The sequence below is a fragment of the Alicyclobacillus hesperidum subsp. aegles genome (assembly GCF_027923525.1).
Lineage (GTDB): Bacteria > Bacillota > Bacilli > Alicyclobacillales > Alicyclobacillaceae > Alicyclobacillus > Alicyclobacillus aegles.
Window position 1 is genome coordinate 67,539 of the sequence record NZ_BSBJ01000007.1, and the last position, 17,539, is coordinate 85,077.

17 protein-coding genes are annotated in these 17,539 nt (G+C 57.1%); all 17 read right to left on the reverse strand.

Annotated features, from left to right (window positions below; all coding sequences use genetic code 11):
* Positions 1-31: 31 nt before the first annotated feature.
* Complete coding sequence (gene ftsA, locus QMF38_RS05795; protein ID WP_006446858.1) at positions 32-1,267, reverse strand: cell division protein FtsA; 1,236 nt, start codon at positions 1,265-1,267, stop codon at positions 32-34.
* 92 nt (positions 1,268-1,359) lie between these two features.
* Entirely contained in the window at positions 1,360-1,743 is a 384-nt protein-coding gene (locus tag QMF38_RS05800) for a small basic family protein (RefSeq protein ID WP_083495988.1), read from the reverse strand.
* Complete coding sequence (locus QMF38_RS05805) at positions 1,743-2,474, reverse strand: DUF881 domain-containing protein (RefSeq protein ID WP_281758916.1); 732 nt, start codon at positions 2,472-2,474, stop codon at positions 1,743-1,745. The genes QMF38_RS05800 and QMF38_RS05805 overlap by 1 nt, the downstream gene beginning before the upstream one ends.
* A 9-nt stretch (positions 2,475-2,483) precedes the next feature.
* Positions 2,484-3,194: a DUF881 domain-containing protein gene (locus tag QMF38_RS05810; RefSeq protein ID WP_058094024.1), complete on the reverse strand. Its 711-nt coding sequence runs from the start codon at positions 3,192-3,194 to the stop codon at positions 2,484-2,486.
* Positions 3,191-4,060, reverse strand: coding sequence for a cell division protein FtsQ/DivIB (locus tag QMF38_RS05815; RefSeq protein WP_281758917.1), 870 nt, complete (start codon positions 4,058-4,060; stop codon positions 3,191-3,193). The genes QMF38_RS05810 and QMF38_RS05815 overlap by 4 nt, the downstream gene beginning before the upstream one ends.
* Positions 4,061-4,122: 62 nt before the next feature.
* On the reverse strand, positions 4,123-5,259 hold the full coding sequence (gene murA / locus QMF38_RS05820; protein ID WP_281758931.1) for a UDP-N-acetylglucosamine 1-carboxyvinyltransferase: 1,137 nt from the start codon (positions 5,257-5,259) through the stop codon (positions 4,123-4,125).
* Positions 5,153-6,616, reverse strand: a complete 1,464-nt coding sequence (locus QMF38_RS05825) for a recombinase family protein (protein ID WP_281758918.1) — start codon at positions 6,614-6,616, stop codon at positions 5,153-5,155. Before QMF38_RS05825 ends, murA begins: the two co-directional genes overlap by 107 nt.
* Positions 6,606-6,770, reverse strand: coding sequence for a hypothetical protein (locus tag QMF38_RS05830; protein ID WP_157057178.1), 165 nt, complete (start codon positions 6,768-6,770; stop codon positions 6,606-6,608). The genes QMF38_RS05825 and QMF38_RS05830 overlap by 11 nt, the downstream gene beginning before the upstream one ends.
* 57 nt (positions 6,771-6,827) lie before the next feature.
* On the reverse strand, positions 6,828-7,817 hold the full coding sequence (locus QMF38_RS05835; RefSeq protein ID WP_281758919.1) for a YpdA family putative bacillithiol disulfide reductase: 990 nt from the start codon (positions 7,815-7,817) through the stop codon (positions 6,828-6,830).
* A 77-nt stretch (positions 7,818-7,894) separates the two neighbouring features.
* The gene (locus QMF38_RS05840; protein ID WP_232302176.1) at positions 7,895-8,191 is read right to left on the reverse strand and encodes a UDP-N-acetylglucosamine 1-carboxyvinyltransferase; all 297 of its coding nucleotides are present in this window, start codon (positions 8,189-8,191) and stop codon (positions 7,895-7,897) included.
* Between the two features lie 11 nt (positions 8,192-8,202).
* Positions 8,203-9,126, reverse strand: a complete 924-nt coding sequence (gene murB / locus QMF38_RS05845) for a UDP-N-acetylmuramate dehydrogenase (protein WP_058094029.1) — start codon at positions 9,124-9,126, stop codon at positions 8,203-8,205.
* Between the two features lie 100 nt (positions 9,127-9,226).
* Positions 9,227-10,327 (reverse strand): undecaprenyldiphospho-muramoylpentapeptide beta-N-acetylglucosaminyltransferase, encoded by a 1,101-nt coding sequence (gene murG / locus QMF38_RS05850; protein ID WP_281758920.1) that lies wholly within the window; start codon positions 10,325-10,327, stop codon positions 9,227-9,229.
* Entirely contained in the window at positions 10,324-11,442 is a 1,119-nt protein-coding gene (spoVE, locus tag QMF38_RS05855; RefSeq protein ID WP_006446846.1) for a stage V sporulation protein E, read from the reverse strand. Before spoVE ends, murG begins: the two co-directional genes overlap by 4 nt.
* A 121-nt stretch (positions 11,443-11,563) precedes the next feature.
* Positions 11,564-12,952: a UDP-N-acetylmuramoyl-L-alanine--D-glutamate ligase gene (murD, locus tag QMF38_RS05860; protein WP_281758921.1), complete on the reverse strand. Its 1,389-nt coding sequence runs from the start codon at positions 12,950-12,952 to the stop codon at positions 11,564-11,566.
* A gap of 23 nt (positions 12,953-12,975) precedes the next feature.
* Entirely contained in the window at positions 12,976-13,944 is a 969-nt protein-coding gene (gene mraY, locus QMF38_RS05865; protein WP_006446844.1) for a phospho-N-acetylmuramoyl-pentapeptide-transferase, read from the reverse strand.
* A 60-nt stretch (positions 13,945-14,004) separates the two neighbouring features.
* On the reverse strand, positions 14,005-15,501 hold the full coding sequence (locus tag QMF38_RS05870; RefSeq protein WP_058094032.1) for a UDP-N-acetylmuramoyl-L-alanyl-D-glutamate--2,6-diaminopimelate ligase: 1,497 nt from the start codon (positions 15,499-15,501) through the stop codon (positions 14,005-14,007).
* 72 nt (positions 15,502-15,573) lie between these two features.
* Positions 15,574-17,523, reverse strand: a complete 1,950-nt coding sequence (locus QMF38_RS05875; RefSeq protein WP_452038979.1) for a stage V sporulation protein D — start codon at positions 17,521-17,523, stop codon at positions 15,574-15,576.
* Between the last annotated feature and the right edge of the window lie 16 nt (positions 17,524-17,539).

Below are 17,539 nucleotides of genomic sequence, written 5' to 3' on the forward strand. Positions count from 1 at the left end.
CAGCGCACACACGTACGCCAACTCGCCTGTATTACACGAAATCGCGCAGCCAATCCTTAATTCGCGCAAATACACTGACGTTGTTCGCCGGCCGAACCTGACGGCTCGCCGCGTTAACCTCCGCCGCCGACGGGCGCAGCCCTGTACGCGCAGCGTAAGCAATCGTTCCAACGCCATTGACGAACGACGGGTCGCGCACACCGAGAAATTCGGGAATGGCGATACGAACCGGAGACTGCAACTCCTCACTAGCCAAATCGGCAGCCGCAGGTGTCGACATCACACCTCCGTGGAACACATAACCGGCTGGCAAATCATCCGCATAGCCCATCTTTTCAATCTCTTTTTGCACGAGCGCAAATATCTCCTGCATGCGAGGTTCAACAATCGTTGCCAAGTCATACTGAGTATACTCGGTTTCCTTGTTACTACCCATCCGAGGCACGCGGAACGTCTCGTGCTCCGAAGCTTGGGAAACCATCGCACAAGCATGCCGTAATTTGACTTGCTCTGCCGCAGTGGTGCTTGTCCGCAGACCAATCGCAATGTCGTGGGTGACGTAGTCACCACCCATCGGGATGATGCTCGTCCCCATCAAAACACCGTTGCTAAACACCGTCACGGACGTCGCTCCGGCGCCGACATCGACGAGTGCCACGCCCAGGCGACGTTCGTCCTGGGTTAAGGCAATGTGACTCGCCGCCATCGGCGCGAGCACCAAGTTCGCGACCTCCAGTCCGGCCCGCTCCACACAGCGTACGACGTTGTGAATCGCCGTGCGGCTACCTGTGATCAAATAAGCCTCCACCTCGAGGCGAACACCGAGCATACCGCGCGGATCCATAATTCCACGCAGGCCGTCGACAATGAACTCCTTTGCGACGACGTCGATGACTTCGCGTTCTGGAGGCAGCGCCACGACGCGAGCTTGCTGCAAAACGCGTTCGATATCTTCATCTGTAATTTCTCGATCCGCCGACGACACCGCGACCACACCATGACTGCTGTGAAGTTGAATGTGATTCCCTGAAATCCCAACATAAGCAGACGAGATGTGAATGCCAACCATGCGCTCCGCATGGTCAACTGCTTCTCGGATCGATTCAACAGTCATATCTATATCGACAATGGAACCGTGGCGCAGTCCCTCACCAGAGGCGGAGCCAACTCCAATGACGTTGATGCTGTTTCCGGTCGGCTCTCCGATGATAGCTCGTATCTTCGAAGTGCCGATGTCAAGACTGACGATGTAATCTTCTTTGGCCAACCGAGTGGCACCTCCCTAGACCGCCCAAGACTGCGATTCTCTTTCTATTTCCACACGCTTTTCGACAATCCTCTATGACTTGCGAAAAATATTCACGACTGGACATTGCGCGATGCAATGTCGCGCTCCAACTTGCGCTGGCGCATCAGTAAAAAGACATGCCGGCGGATGGCCGCAATATTTTGGAACAGCCGCACACCAAACGCAACCACAGCCGCCAAATAAAGGTCAACACCAAGTTGGTTACCGATATAAGCCAGCAAAGCTGCAATCAGCGCGTTCGTGAAAAAGCCCGTCAAAAACACAGCACTATCAAATGTCTTTTCAAAGCTCGCCCGAATACCGCCAAAAACCGTATCTAAAGCCGCGAGGATCGCAATCGACAAATAGCTCGTAAACGCAACTGGGATTGCCACGTTGGTCACTAGTCCGAGTGCGACACCGACGGCTAGTCCAAGCACAGGCAGCCAAATCATCAGCCATTCCCCTCCTTGGCATACTGTCCTGGCAGCGGGCCGCTGTACCCCGGTACGGTGACTCCGTCTTTTTGCGGGTACGAGCGCACGATAAAATCTTCTCCCATCGCCTCAAAATATCCTTGTAGCACTTCTACTGTCAATGCCGCCTGCATATCTTGAATGTTGCCTACCGCACGAATGACGTACGGCGTGGTGATGGGATGGCCATTCACGTGTACGCCCCCAATCCCATCCACTTCCACAAGGCGAATCGCTGACGTCGCAACGAGGCGTTGATCGTTGATGGATATCGCGGTGGCGCCATTGCCAAGCAACACGTTGACAACCTCGTCCAGCCACTGGTCAGCCTGCTGCGGAAATAGTGCCATTTGCGCCGGATTGGCACCAAGCTTGGCGTCAGGCTGAATCGTGATGGTGATGCCAGGTCCCGAGGTAGGAAGAATGCCCGCCTGCTGCTCCAGTGATCTTTCATCCTTCTGTAGCACCTCACGCAACTCGCTGGTACTGCCACTCGCTGCGCGATACTCGGCGAGCTGGGCATTCAACTTGGATACCTGCTGTTCCAACAACAAGTGTTCCTGGGCTTGCTCCTGCACCTGCGTGCGCAAGTCAATATAGCTGGTAGATTGTTGCCCAAACGAATTTTGCGAGGTCAGCTGTACGGTAAGCATGAAGCCGAGAGCCATGGCTGTGGCTGTCGCTCCCCAAACGAGACTGCGCCGTTTCATCGCCTCACCTCAATTCACCGGCTGCAACGAGTTTGTGTAGGCCGGCATGTCGATATCATTCTCGACTTGTGGCGTTGACACCTGCAGCCCTTGTTGACGTAATGCGTCAAGAATGCCTCCTTGAATTTCAAGAGCAGATGTGAGCGTCGCTGGGTCACCAATGGCCGAGACGGTAAACGGTGCACCGAGCCGGTGGCCATTGACCGATACGACCGGCCCTTGACACTGGATGGCCGACGTTGCAACGACTCGATAGTCGTTGATGGCCACAGCCTCCGCTCCCGCGGTGAACAGTTCATTGACGAGGTTGCGGATGTTCCAATCGTGCGCCAAGATTTGCTCGATATCGGTTCCCCCTGAATCGCCGTCGTTCAGGGTCAGCACGACACCAGGCCCATGGACAGGCGTACTGCCTGCGAGGATGCGTTCCCCACTCAACTGCGCCTGCAGGTCTTGCAAAGATTGGCTCGATCCGGCCGACTTTTGTTCGTACTGTGCAATCTCGGCGGTCAGGTTGGCGAGTGTCTGGTCTGCCTCCTGATTTGACGCCTTTAACTCCGACAGGCGTTGCGTCAACTGACGGTTGACGGCTGAACTGCCAGTATCGAGCACACCGAGGGCCGCAGCCACATGATTCTGCCGATAGCTGACGGCAATCATGAACCCGAGCACGACCGATACAGTGGTCAGCGACCATGTAAGCCTTTGTTGCGCGTTCACGGTTTACCGCCTCCGGTTTGTGATGTCAAGCCATTTGCCGCTTTGTTCGTTCCCACAACACCATTCGCACCTGTCCCCGCGTTCTGCTGACCACTACTCGTCGGCTGCGAGCCATTCGTGACGGTAGCAAACGGGGTATAGCGGTACGGAGGTTGACCTGTCAAATCCACCGTACCAGGCTTGTACCCTTTTTGCACAAAGTAATGAACGACAGATTGCATTGCGTTTACCGCACCAGCCAGACTGTCAGCATCCGCAAGTACCACAAACCCGTTGTCCAAATACATAGAAATTGTTCCATCTCCATTGATATGGAACTCGGAGACCTCCGTGAGTTCGCCTGCCGGCACTTTTGCCAACTGCCTGCAGACCGTCGAGACATCCCCGTTCATCATCGCATGGACTTGCACGTGTTCATCAGGTCCCGATACGAGCGGATATGGCAAGCCGGCGGACGATGGTTCCGCCGCAAACACGTATCCATTGTTCAGCAGTTCATAGAACGAGCCAGCGTCTGCATATACAGCCACCACCTGCCGCTCGCGCAATGCGAGAGACACAGAGCCATGTAGCCAGTCGACTGTGACGGCAGCAGACTGTACCATCGGTAGCCGCCGTTCGATTCGCGCGGCTGCCTGCTTGGTATTGACCTGCCACAGACTTTCCCCCAACTCGACGCCGCTGTTGGCCACAACATCAGCTTGCGTAATGGTGGTATTGCCCTTGACGGCAATTTGCCGAACGCGGGCGAGCGGCGACTCTAAAGCCACAATCAGGCCGATAAAGACAAAAAATCCTACGACGATTTTTCGATTGCGAGCCTTGCGTCGATCGCGCTGTTCTGCCGTCTCCGGCCGATGTGGCATGCATTCACGCCCTTTACTTCAACTTGCCCATGACAGGTGCCGCTTGCGCGGCACCCATTGCACTAGTCATTCACTTTGATGCGCTCGATGCGCGCACCAACGGTGGACAAATGCGCTTCAATCGCCTGATAGCCGCGATCGATATGATACACGCCGTCGACTTCGGTTACGCCGCTGGCCGCCAAACCTGCCACGAGCAGCGCGGCGCCACCGCGCAGGTCAGAGGCACATACCTTGGCCCCGGAGAGATTCGGTACACCGCGCACGATGGCTGTCCTCAGATCCACCGAGATGTCGGCGCCCATGCGCAGGAGTTCATCCACGTGCTTAAAGCGCGCCTCAAACACACTTTCCTGAATCACGCTGGTACCTTGAGCTACGGTTAGAAACGCCATAAATGGCGCCTGTAAATCAGTGGGGAAACCAGGGAACGGCGCCGTCCGAAAGTCGACGGCCGAAGGGGCGCCATCACAGATAAGCGTAATTATATCATGCTCCGTGTCGACGCGAACACCCGCATCTCGTAATTTTTGGATGACAGCACCCAAATGCCCAGGTTCGGCACCAGTCAACGTAATCTTTCCCATCGTCGCGGCCGCTGCCAACATCAGCGTTCCCGTCACAATGCGATCCGGAATGATGCGATAGCCGATCTCGCGAAGTTCTGAGCAACCGTGCACGACGATGCGGTCATGCCCTGCGCCTTCGATGCGAACGCCAGCTTCGCGCAGGAAGTTCGCCAGATCGACGACCTCCGGCTCTCGCGCGGCGTTCTCGATCACGGTGGTACCATCTGCCAAGGCCGCAGCCATTAACAAGTTCTCGGTCGCACCGACCGAAGGAAAGTCTAATGCAATATGCGTGCCGAGCAACCTCTTTGCCGTGCAGCGGATATCACCGTGCTCTTCCTCAATTCGCGCACCGAGCGCACGCATGCCGCGCAAATGAAAATCGATGGGCCGCTGACCGATGACACACCCCCCCGGCTTGCTCACGGTCACTTCACCAAAACGGGCGAGTAGTGGTCCCATCAGGAAGATGGAGGAACCCATACAGTGTGTTGTGCTTAATAAGGCGCAATAAGGCGCATCGTCATAAGCGATAGACGATTTCAAGCTCAGGCACCGCGCTCCGATCGCGATGAAAAACGCGTACCTCTTGTACGAGCTCGAGCACGGCAAGCCGCAATGCGGCTTCATCACCGTCGAGATCCGTGCAAAGTCGCTCCAGGCGCTGGCGCGCCGCAAGCTCAGGATCGGGTGTGGCCGTTGCAAGCGCCACAAGTTGCGCATCGCATTCGCTCATCTCCGCCCGCAACGGTGATACATGACGGCGAAAATCCTCTTCGCAAAGAACGCCCCGCGTATAGCCGTCGATAAGCCGATCGATTCGTTGCTGCAGGCGCCGTTGCCGCCTGCGCAAGTCTGCCTCACGCCGTTTCGGGTCGGTTTGTGCACGCAAAAGCACATCGGAAAAATGGATCTTCGCGGTCCCAGCGGCAAGCACCTGACTTGTCACGCAGCGTTCAAACTCTTCCGCATCGACGCGATTGGCCACACAACCACCGGTCTGCACATATGTGCCACAGCGATAGATGCGCCGGCGCTGACGGCCGTCCTTGCGCTCATAAATCTGCCACCCGGCGTGCATGTTGGCCCCGCAGTACCCACATTTGGCGATCCCGGAGAGCAACCGCGCCGCCCCCCGCGTTCGCGGCGGCAGTGACTGGCGACGTTGAAACAAACGATTGATCTGCGCAAACTCCTCACTCGTGAGCAGGGCTTCGTGTGCCTGCTCGATACAAATCCAGTCTTCAGCATTGCGCTCGACGCGAGCCCTGCCGGTGCCTTTGCGTCGATTCCACACCGCGGTCCCCATCAAAGCCGGATTTTGAAAAAGCGTCCGTATTGCCGTTTCCGACCACAAGCGGCCGGTTTTCGAAGGCACGCCTCTATCGTTCAGATATTTTGCGACCTGCCTTGCTCCTTGCCCACTGAGCAAAAGCCTTGCCGCCTCGCGCACCCAAGGCGCTTCGTGTGGGTTGGGTGTGAGGCGGCCTGCGACGAGATCATAGCCATAAGGCGGCTTTTGCGCCAATGTGCCTCGCCTTGCCATGGACAACAGATTTTCGTACACGCGCTCGGCTATCATCTCGCGTTCAAACTCGGCGATGACAGACAAAATCTGCGCAACGAGGCGGCCCATGGCCGTGCCGATTTCGAAGTTTTGGCGGGTGGAACGATAGAACACTCCGTGTTCGTTCATCTCTTCGATCAACTTCGCAAAATCGGCAACCCGGCGCGTCAAACGATCGATTCGCGTCGTCACGACACCGACGATTTTCCCTGCGCGAATATCGCTGCGCAGTCTTTTCATTGCGGGCCGCTCCAGGTTTTTCGCGGAATAACCTTCGTCGCGGTAAACGGAAAATTCGCTGTAGCCATTGCCCTTTGCAAATTGCACCAACTGCTCCTCTTGTTCAAACACGCTGTTGCCTTCCTGTGCCTGCTCCTCGGTCGAGACGCGAACATAAAGCGCCAACCGCTTATCGGTCATCGCCTCTCGCCCCCGCTTCAGAAGTCAACTTGCGCCGGACAAGGGGTTCGATGACTTGCCTTGCCTTTTCTCGCCACAATTCCTCAGCGTCGGCAAACGGAACGAGCGCCTGCTTCGACTCCACGTAGACAAACGAAGCGCGCACTTTCACCACCACATCCCCCCTACCAGACGCTATGCGGCAGAGGTTGTTCGCCTTGCCGGACGAGAATTAGATCCGGCTCCCCAGGCGATCGCGAATGGCTTGTGCAATCGCTGGTGCGTGCAAACGCCCGTTCTCGATGAAAATTCGATTGGCGTCATAACCGGAGACCACCACGCCCGCGATAAAGATCCCGGCTACGTTCGTCTCATAGGTTTCCGGATGATGTGTTGGGATGCCAGACTCCGCATCGATTTCGACGCCCAGCTCCGACAGAAACGGCGTATCGGGATGATAGCCGATGAGCGCAAGCACGTGGTCCGCCGCGATTTCGATGTCCCCTTCTGGCGTCGCCACCTGCACCCTGTCTGGCAAGATGGCCTTCACACGAGACCGAAAGTGGAAGGCAATTCGCTCGTGATCGATTAAACTCTGGATTTCCGGCCGCACCCACGGCTTAATTTTGTCGGATAAAGCAGCACCACGGTGGATGAGTGTGACTTCGGCGCCGACCCGATACAAGTCGATGGCCGCTTCGGCGGCGGAATTGGTGCCGCCGACAATCACGACCCGTTGCCCATAATATGGGTGCGCATCGCGGTAGTAGTGCTGGACATGTGGCAACTCTTCGCCTGGAACGCCGAGCGCATTGGGGTGATCAAAATATCCGGTTGCGATCACGACTTGGCGCGCGAACGTCTGGATCATTTGTCCTGCCAACGTACGGGACTGAATGGAAAACGCCATCTGCCCATCGTCCCAGGCAACCTGCTCCACCGTTTCGTATTGCCTGATTGGCAACTTCAGGCGAGCGACTACTGTGCGATAATAGTTCAACGCCTCTTGGCGCGTTGGTTTTCCGCCCTGCGTATAAAAAGGGATATCGGCGATTTCAAGCCGCTCAGGGGTGGAGTTGAAGATCATCTGTGTGGGGAAACGATAAATCGTCGAGGCAATGCAAGATTTCTCCAGAACGACATGATCGATCTGGCGTTTCTGTAGTTCTACGGAGACGGCCAGACCACATGGCCCAGCACCAATGACACATACGTCGTACATCTCGAAATCGCTCCTAGCCTTCATTCATCTGTAATCTCTCCATTCCAATAATTATATCATGGCTTGTGAATTACGGCTCAAAGCATATTAGGCAAGATAGGGGACCGCATCTTTTGCATCAGATGCATGGGGACATCGGTACTGTGGATAGTCGACGCGTCAACCTCAATCACGTCGCCATCCACACGCACCTTTGCGCCCAACGCCCTCAGGATTTCGACCATAACATGCACATCTTCCAAATCGGGTACGTTTTCGACGACCGTCGTTCCATTGACCATCACGGTCGCCGCCAAAATCGGCAGCGCGGCGTTTTTCGCGCCGTAGACCGACGTCTCGCCAGAGAGCGGAACGCCGCCATAGATTCTCAGCATATCCACACCCGTCACCTCCCTGAGATTGGCTCCCCCAGCACACGCACCTCAGTTTCCAATTCGATCCCATACTGGTCGCGGACCACCTGTTGGGCGTGGCGAATCAGCCATAGCACATCCGCCGCTGTCGCCTCCTCGACGTTCACGATGAAGTTGGCGTGTTTATCGCTGATCTTTGCGCCGCCATGCTGAAATCCTTTAAGACCTGCGGCTTCGATGAGCCGACCCGCATGCGTGCCTTCTGGGTTGCGAAACACCGATCCGCAGTTCGGCCAAGAAAGCGGTTGGGACTCGACGCGCTTCTGCGACCACTGTTTGACCTGCTTCACCAACGCGTCGCGATCGCCAGGTGACAATGCAAATTTCGCTTGCGTCACGATGCCAAATCGGTCCTTTAAGATGCTGTAGCGGTATCCGAACTTCAGATCGGCGTTTTGCAATCGTTCGATCTCGCCGTCGGCATTCATCACGTCCGCCCATTCCAGCACTTCGCACGTCTCCTTGCCATACGCGCCTGCATTCATCATCACAGCCCCGCCCACGGAACCAGGAATTCCAGTCGCGAATTCAAGGCCAGCAAGGCCGTGACGCAACGCAATATTGGCGGCGGATACGTACGACCTGCCTGCCATCGCGATGATCGCGGTGCCCTCGATTTCCACCTTTGCGAATGCGTCATGGAGCTTGACGACGACACCGCGAATACCGCCATCAAGGACGAGCGCATTTGAACCACGGCCAATCACCGTGATCGGCAAGCCGAGATGCCGTGCGGCGAGCACCGTCCCGCGCAATTCGTCAAGCGAGGCAGGGACGACAAAATAGTCGGCCGGGCCACCAATGCGCCAAGTGGTGTGCCGTTGCATCGGTTCGTCACACACGATGTTGGCAACGCCGTGCGACGTAAAAACAGAGAGGACTGCTTCAGAGCCCATGCGTGAACCTCCAAGTGCAAATTTGATGACGCCAGCCTACGCCCAGGTTCCGCATGGCATCATATGCGGCAGCCGGCGAACCGTGCCGCCACGACATCGTTTAGCTGCGGACAGCCGACATGACCAAATCGTACAGCCTTTCGACAGCCTCTGGTTGTCCGAATGACTTCGCGCGTTCCTTCATCGCTGCGAGCTTGTCCGGCTTCAGCAACTCGACCACACCATCCCACAGCAGATCCACCGTCAAGTCCTGTTCGCGTATCATCGCAGCGGCCCCAGCATGCACGAGATTGCGCGCGTTCTCCTCCTGGTGGTTCGCTGTCACATACGGACTTGGGATCAGGATGGACGCGATACCTAAAGCGCAAATCTCAGCAAGTGTACTGCTTCCGGCGCGGCTAATGATCAAGTCGACGTGCGGCAATAAGCTTGGCATGTCAGAAATAAACGGATGGATGGAGACATTTCGCGGCAACTCCCCTAACTCGCGCCGAGTCTCATCGTAATGCGCTTCGCCAGTGACAAACAGGCAGCGCCAATCCGGATGTTGCGCAAACCGCGGCAACATTTGGGCGATCATCCGGTTGACTGACTCCGAGCCCCGGCTGCCGGTAAAAATGAGGACAACCTTTTGTCCGCGCAAAATGCGATAGGTATCCAAGGCTTGTCGCTTGGCCGCAGAGTCGACCGAGACGACCTCGCTAGCGCGCGGATTCCCTGTGACGACAACGCGCCGGGCGCCCCGGAAATACCTCTCGCTTTCGGGAAAACACACAGCCACGGCCTCACTTTTGCGCGCACACAGTTGGTTTGTCAGCCCTGGGCGGGCATTGCCCTCCCAAATCACGCTCGGAATTCCAAGCGACTTGGCGGCGAAGACCACCGGCAACGTGACGAAGCCGCCGGTGCCGACGACAACGTCTGGACGAAAGCGCCATAAGAGGCGCCGCGCCTGAAAATAGCCGCGTGCTGTGACGAGCAACGTGCGCACCGCTTGCAGCGATACCTGTCTGCGTAGCCCAGCGGCGTCGACTGTGACAAAGGGCAAATCGAGCGGCCGTACAATCGATTGTTCCAGTCCGTTGCGCGTGCCGATGTAGAGACAATCAAGCGGATCGATCCGCCTTTGCATATAGCGCCAAAGCGACAGCGCCGGGTAAATGTGTCCCCCAGTGCCGCCGCCCGTCAATACGACTTTCATCGAACCACTCCAGCCTGCTTCGAGATATTCAAGAGAATCCCGACGCCGCTGAGCAAGAGCGTCAAGGACGATCCGCCGTAACTAATAAACGGCAAAGTGATGCCTGTCGCCGGGATCGATCCCGTGACGACGCCGATGTTGATCAAAACCTGCACCGCAATCATGCCAGTAATGCCGACGCCAAGTAAAGTCCCAAACTCGTCTGGGGCATAGATGGCCGTGCGTATACCGCGCCACACCAGGACGGCAAACAGCAGCAAGACGCAGATGCCACCCAGGAGCCCTAACTCCTCGCCGATAATGGAGAAGATAAAGTCTGTCTGTGGCTCGGGCAAGTAGAGGAACTTCTGACGGCTATTGCCAAGGCCAAGACCCAAAATACCGCCGGACCCAAGCGCGTATAACGACTGGATAATCTGATAACCTTTGCCCAGCGGGTATTTCCATGGATCAATGAAGGCAGCAATGCGATCCATTCGATAGGGCGCGACCGCGACGAGACCGCCAAAACCGAGCATGCCGACGCCGAAAAGCGCGCCCAAATGCGACATTCGGGTGCCGGCTGCAAAGAGCATGATGACGGTCGTCCCCATGATCACGACGCTCTGCCCGAGGTCTGGTTCCAGCATGATGAGGCCCACTGCAACCAAGGCAAGTCCCATGGGCGGCACAAAGCCACGCCAGAACGAGTGCATGCGATCCGCCGATTCGGCGAGCAGATGGGCGAGAAATACGACCAGCCCGAGTTTGGCAAATTCGGATGGTTGAATGCCAAGCGATCCGATGCCAAGCCACGCCTTCGAGCCGCCGCGGTTGACGCCCACAATGAGCACCAAGACAAGCATGGCGAAGCTGGCGACGGCGAGCTTAGGCGCGTGTTTGCGCCACACGTGGTAATCGATGCGGGAGAACCAAAACATGCAGAGGACGCCGATGATCGCCCAGATCAATTGGCGCTTGGAAAAATAGAACGGGTCGCCGAAGCGCGTCGCAGACACGACGGACGAGGCACTGTGCACCATCGTGATCCCAAACGATAAGAGGACCAGAATGACGCCGACAATTGCGAGATCGCCCGCCTGACGCGGCGTAGAAGTGGCGCGAGTCTGAAACAAATTGGCCCCTCCTCAGACGCACCGGTGCCTGACAAACCGCTCGTGAGCGAGCTGGCGCTGGCACAGGCTGTGTGAGCGGCCCGCGTGGGCGGCGATCACAAGCCGCCCATTGGACACGCTGCTACAGTCTATGCACAGCCTCTTTGAACATGCTTCCCCGAACTTCAAACGAGCTAAACATGTCCCAACTCGCGCATGCGGGCGACAGCAATACGGTGTCCCCCGGCTCGGCCAGGCGATAAGCGCGTTGTACAGCCTCGTCGAGCGAGGACGCAAGTTCAATCTGCTCGACCCCGGCTCGCTGACACGTATCCCGCAACGCCTCGCGCGTCTGGCCAAGGCACACGGCAGCCTTGACGCGCCCGCGCAACTCCGGCAACAACGAGTCAAACGACAGTCCACGGTCCAGTCCACCCGCAATCCATACAATGCCATGCGCAAACGAACGCAGGGCTTGGCGCGCCGCGTCTGGATTGGTCGCCTTCGAATCGTTGTAATAGCGCACGCCATGAAGTTCCCGCACAAACTCGAGGCGATGTTCGACGCCTTGAAAAGTTGCTGCAACCTGCCGAATGGCCTCGTCAGACGCCCCGGCTGCCTGTGCCAACGCGGCCGCAGCGACGACATTTTGCAAGTTGTGGCGGCCCGGCAATGCCACCTGCGCGATGGGCAACAATCTGCGGACATCGCCGCGCTCTGCGATCACGATATGGTCATCCTGGACGCCGACGCCGAAGGCAAAACGCGCGTGATCGACGCTGAAATAGTGCACGTCCGCACGTAAGCGCGAGGCACCGCCGGCGACGAGATCCTGATCCGCATTGAGGACAGCAGTGTCGCCCTGCTCCATTTTGGAAAACATCTTCCATTTCGCTTCCTGATACGCTTCGAATGTGCCATGGTAATCGAGGTGCGCCGGGTAGAAGTTGAGCAAGGCCGCTCCTCGCGGCCGAAAGCGCCAGGTGCCCATCAATTGAAAGCTGGATACCTCAAGCACAACCGGTTCATCCGTCGGCTCCTCTAGCACCGCTTCGGCGAACGGCGTCCCAATGTTGCCCCCGACAAAAGGGAGCCGTCCTGCCGCGCGCAGCATCTCGCCGACGAGCGTCGTCGTCGTCGTCTTGCCGTTCGATCCGGTGATGGCATAAATAGGCCGTTCTGTGAACCACGACGCCACTTCGATCTCGCTGAAAATAGGCACCTTGTTTGCGGCGAGTTGCTCAATGAACGGAACTGTATACGGAATGCCAGGGCTTTTCACGACAAACTGCCATGGCGTATGAAGCAATTCTGGCGGATGCCCGCCAAAGACAAACTGTACACCATGCCCTGCTAGGGCCTTGATGCCTTCATCCGCTTCTGGCTTGTCACCGCGATCCGTCACGGTCACGCGAAAGCCGCGCCCTGCCAACAAACGAGCAGCCGCGGCCCCACTTTTGCCATATCCGACGACGAGCACATGTCCCGGTTCGCGCAACCACAGAGAAAGAGGTTCGCCATACCTGTCCACTTCCGGTCACCTTCCGTTTCGTTTTAGTAGGACAAGAGTGCGAGCGTGCCAAACGCACAAATGAACGAGGCAAACCAGAACAGAAGCACGACTTCCCACTCCGACCAGCCGCCAAGTTCAAAATGATGGTGTAGGGGGCTCATGCGAAACACACGTCGGCCAAAAGTCCGGTACGAAAACACCTGAATCATCACCGACAAAGCCTCGATCACAAACACCAGCCCGAACAGGATCAGCGCAAGCTCACTGTGCGTGAGCACAGCAACCATCGCCAGCCCTCCGCCGATCGCAAGCGAGCCTGTGTCCCCCATGAACACTTTTGCCGGGTGGCGGTTGAACGCCAAGAACGCAGCCAAAGCACCAACCATCGCTGCACAGAACAGCGCGACGTCGTAATTCGTGTGCCAATACGCGTAGATGGCGTACGCCGCAAAGACCATGATGGCCGAACCGGAGAGCAGTCCATCCAATCCGTCAGTCAAATTCACCGCGTTGGTCGTACCCACCAGCACCAACAGGAGAAAAACAATATACAATACGCCAATCGATAATGCCCAGTTCGAAAATGGGATGTGAATGGCAAAGCCTTCGCTGCGCCCTTGCTGCAGGTACAGCATCAAAAAGAGCAAAATGGTCAACAGACTTTGCAACACGATTTTTTGCTTTGCCGTCAATCCCAGATTGCGCTTTTTGAGGATTTTAATCAAATCGTCGGCAAAGCCAATGAGACCAAACCCGACCGTCGCCACCAACAACATCGCCGTGTCGAGATTGTCAAACGCAAACCTAAGCGTCGTCAACACGACCGCGATAAGAATGATGACCCCACCCATTGTCGGCGTCCCCGCTTTCACCTGATGGTGTTGCGGGCCCTCTTCGCGGATCGATTGGCCAAATTTCAAACGGTGCAAAATAGGAATTGCGATGGGCCCGAGCAAAAGCCCGATCGCAAATGCCGCGATCGCTGTAAATAGTAAGGCCTGTAAGTCCAACTTCAGTTCCCCCTAAAACGCGTGGCCGAATTGGCCATCCGACCTTTCTTCGGGCAACTCCTAAAACTGATCGCGCAAATCCGCAATCGCCAGGCGCGCCTCTTCGCGATCATCGAAGTGCAATCGCTCGCTGCCGATGATCTGATAGTCCTCGTGGCCCTTCCCCGCGATTACGACAATGTCTGCAGGCCGTGCTTCGCGTATGGCATCCCGTATCGCTTGCCGCCTGTCGACCTGCTCCCGCACTTTGCTGGCGAGATTAGCCGGTATGCCCGCTCGCATATCGGCGAGAATGGCATATGGGTCTTCACTACGCGGGTTGTCACTAGTAAAGATCGCAAGATCGGCAAGCTGGGCAGCCGTTTCGGCCATGCGCGGACGCTTCGTGCGATCGCGATCGCCGCCGCAACCAATAACGACAATGACCCGGCCCGCGGCAAACTCCCGCACACTGGTGAGGATGTTCGCGACGCCGTCCGGTGTGTGTGCGTAATCGACAAACACGCCGAACGGCTGACCGCCGTCGATCCGCTCGCAACGCCCCGGGACACCGGCATAGGAAGCAAGTCCAGTAGCAATGGTGTCAAGCTGAACGCCCTCGACCAGCGCGATCGCGATCGCCGCAAGGGCGTTGTACACATTAAAACGGCCAATCAAGCCTGTGTGTGCAGTGAGAATTCCGACCGGCGTGCGCACGCGCAACTGTGCCCCGGCTGCCGACAATTGTACGTCTTCGGCCCGAATGTCAGCCTCGCGTTCGATGCCGTAGGTCAAAATTGGCGCGGTGGTCGCATCCATCATCGTTTGTGCCCACGGATCGTCGGCATTGATTACCGCGTGTGGGGCATTGCCCGTCGATTCGTCAAACGCGTTGCCGAGACGAGCGAACAAAAGTGACTTGGCCGCTGCATAGCGCTCCATGGTGCCGTGAAAATCGAGATGATCCTGGGTCAAGTTGGTGAATGCAGCGCTCGCAAACGCGACCCCCGCGGCGCGCCGCTCGACCAGTGCATGCGATGATACTTCCATCACCGCATGGGAACAGCCCGCATCGGCAAACGCCCGCAACAGCCGGTGCACTTCGACCGCCTCTGGCGTCGTGTTGGGCAACGGAAGTTCAACGTCACCGTACTTCGCACCCACCGTACCAATGACACCCGTCCGCTTGCCGGCCACCTCCAAAAGATGGCGGACCAAATGCGTCACCGTCGTCTTACCGTTCGTGCCTGTGACACCAACCACTCGCAACCGCCGCGACGGCCGCCCAAACAGGCGATCCGCCAGCAGTGCGGACATGTGCCTGGAATCGCGAACGATGACTTGTGGCACGTCACGGCGAATGTTCTCGATCCGGCGTTCGACCAAAAGGGCGGCCGCTCCGTTTTCCACCGCCTGCGCCGCGAACGCATGGCCGTCAACCGTATGTCCCGGAATTGCCGCGAACAACGTCCCTGCGGTCGCCTGCCGAGAATCGGTGACGATGTGCAATATATCAGGGTTCTCGGCGCCCGTAATTTGATAGTTGAGAAACGGCTGTACAAGCTGTCTCAAACGCATGGCTATCCCCCCTCGAGGCTCAGAGATTGGCCTCAGGTCCATTGGCAACTCTATTGGTTTGCCTCCACCTTGTCAATTGCCGCTGGGCTTGCCATCGCCCAGGTACAACCTGATGACGCTACCCGGCTCCACCTTGCTACCACCTGCCGGTGATTGCGCGACAACGACCTGGCCTTGGCCCTGAATGTCGACCTTAAGATTTGCGGAATTTTGCAACGCAAGATTTTGCGCCTGCTTCAGCGTCAACCCTTGGAAATTCGGCACCGTGACAGGCGGCACTTCGGGATAACGATACTTCTTAGGCAGCCCCTCTGGGCTTGGTTGGACGCCCATCTCATGTAAGGCATCGTCCAAGATATTGCCAACGATTGGCGCGGCAATCACGCCACCGAACACCACGCCATGTTTGGGGTGAGGATTATCAATAGCGATATAGGCTACCAGTTTCGGCTGGTTCGCCGGTGCCATGCCGATAAACGATACGATGTAGTGCCCAGATTCATAGTGCCCATTCTTCGCGACCTGCGCGGTGCCGGTCTTACCAGCGATGCGGTAGCCATCGCGGTAGGCTTTACCGCCGCTGCCGTTGGCTACGACACTTTCGAGCGCAGATCGCACTTGGGCAGCGGTAGCTGACGAGATGACTTGACGGACCACGGTCGGTTTCGTCTCTTCGACCACTTGCCCGGTGTCGTGGTTTAAAATTTCCGAGACGACATAGGGCTTCATCAACTTGCCACCATTGGCCACTGCCCCTACGGCCATCACCTGTTGAATGGGTGTCACCGAAACACCTTGGCCGAATGCCGTTGTGGCAAGTTCCAGTGGACCTACGCGGTTCAGTTTAAAAAGGATGCCGTTGCCTTCACCGGGAAGATCAATACCGGTCTTTTGCCCAAACCCAAAGTTGCGAATGTACGAAAATAGGCTCTCCTTCCCGAGCCGCTCACCAAGAGCGATGAAGCCAGGGTTGCACGAGTTTTCAACCACTTGCAAAAACGACTCTGATCCGTGTCCGCCTGCCTTCCAACAGCGAATGCGGTGCCCAGCCACTTCGTAATAGCCCGGATCGTAAAAACTGTCCTGCAGATTGACTTTGTTTTCTTGCAGCGCGGCTGACAGGGTGACAATTTTGAATGTGGAACCAGGCTCAAACGTCTGCCAAATAGCAAGGTTGCGGTTGTACGTCGAGGGCGAAGCATTGCGCCAATCCGCCGGATTGAAGGTCGGATAGTTGGCCATCGCGACAATCGCGCCCGTCTGCGGATTCTCGACAATGGCCGTGACGGAATCCGGATTGTATTCCGCGACGGCTTGTTCAATTTCGCGCTCCACGTACTGCTGTACCTGCAGGTTAATGGTCGTTTTGATATCGTCGCCATCCGTCGGTTCGACGACAGATTGTCCCTCGCCCGGAATGAGTTCGCCGTTAGCCTTCGCGTAAAAGGTGATGCCGCCCTTCTGGCCGGTGAGCACGGAGTTGTACTGTTTCTCAAGGCCAGTCAAACCAACGTTCTCATAGCCCGTGATACCAAGCACTTGCGCAGCGAGATCGCCATACGGATAAGCGCGTTTGCCATCTTCAGTTAGATAAATGCCAGGCAAGCCAAGCGCGCGAATCTGATTCGCCTTGGCTTCCGACATCTGACGTCCGCCCGGTCGAATGTACACCATGAGCTCGCGTTGCGAAATTTGTCGCAACACACTGGCCTCCGACATGTTCAGAATGGGCGCAAGTTTTCTGGCAGTACCCGGCTTGTCCTTGATCTGGCTAGGAACCGCAACAATCGTCGGCGCTGTCGCCGTATACGTCAATGGTTGACCTGCACTGTCGAGAATGCTCCCGCGAATGCCAGCGAGTGGCACCGTCCGATCCCAGGAACTTTTCGCCAGGCCGGCAAGCCATCCCGACTGCAGCACCTGTACAAAAAAGAGCCGTCCAACCAACGCTAGAATCGCTGCAAACAGCGTCATTAGCAACACGACTAAGCGCCGTCGCATCATTCCTCGAGTCACGCGCAACAGGTTCGCCCCCAAG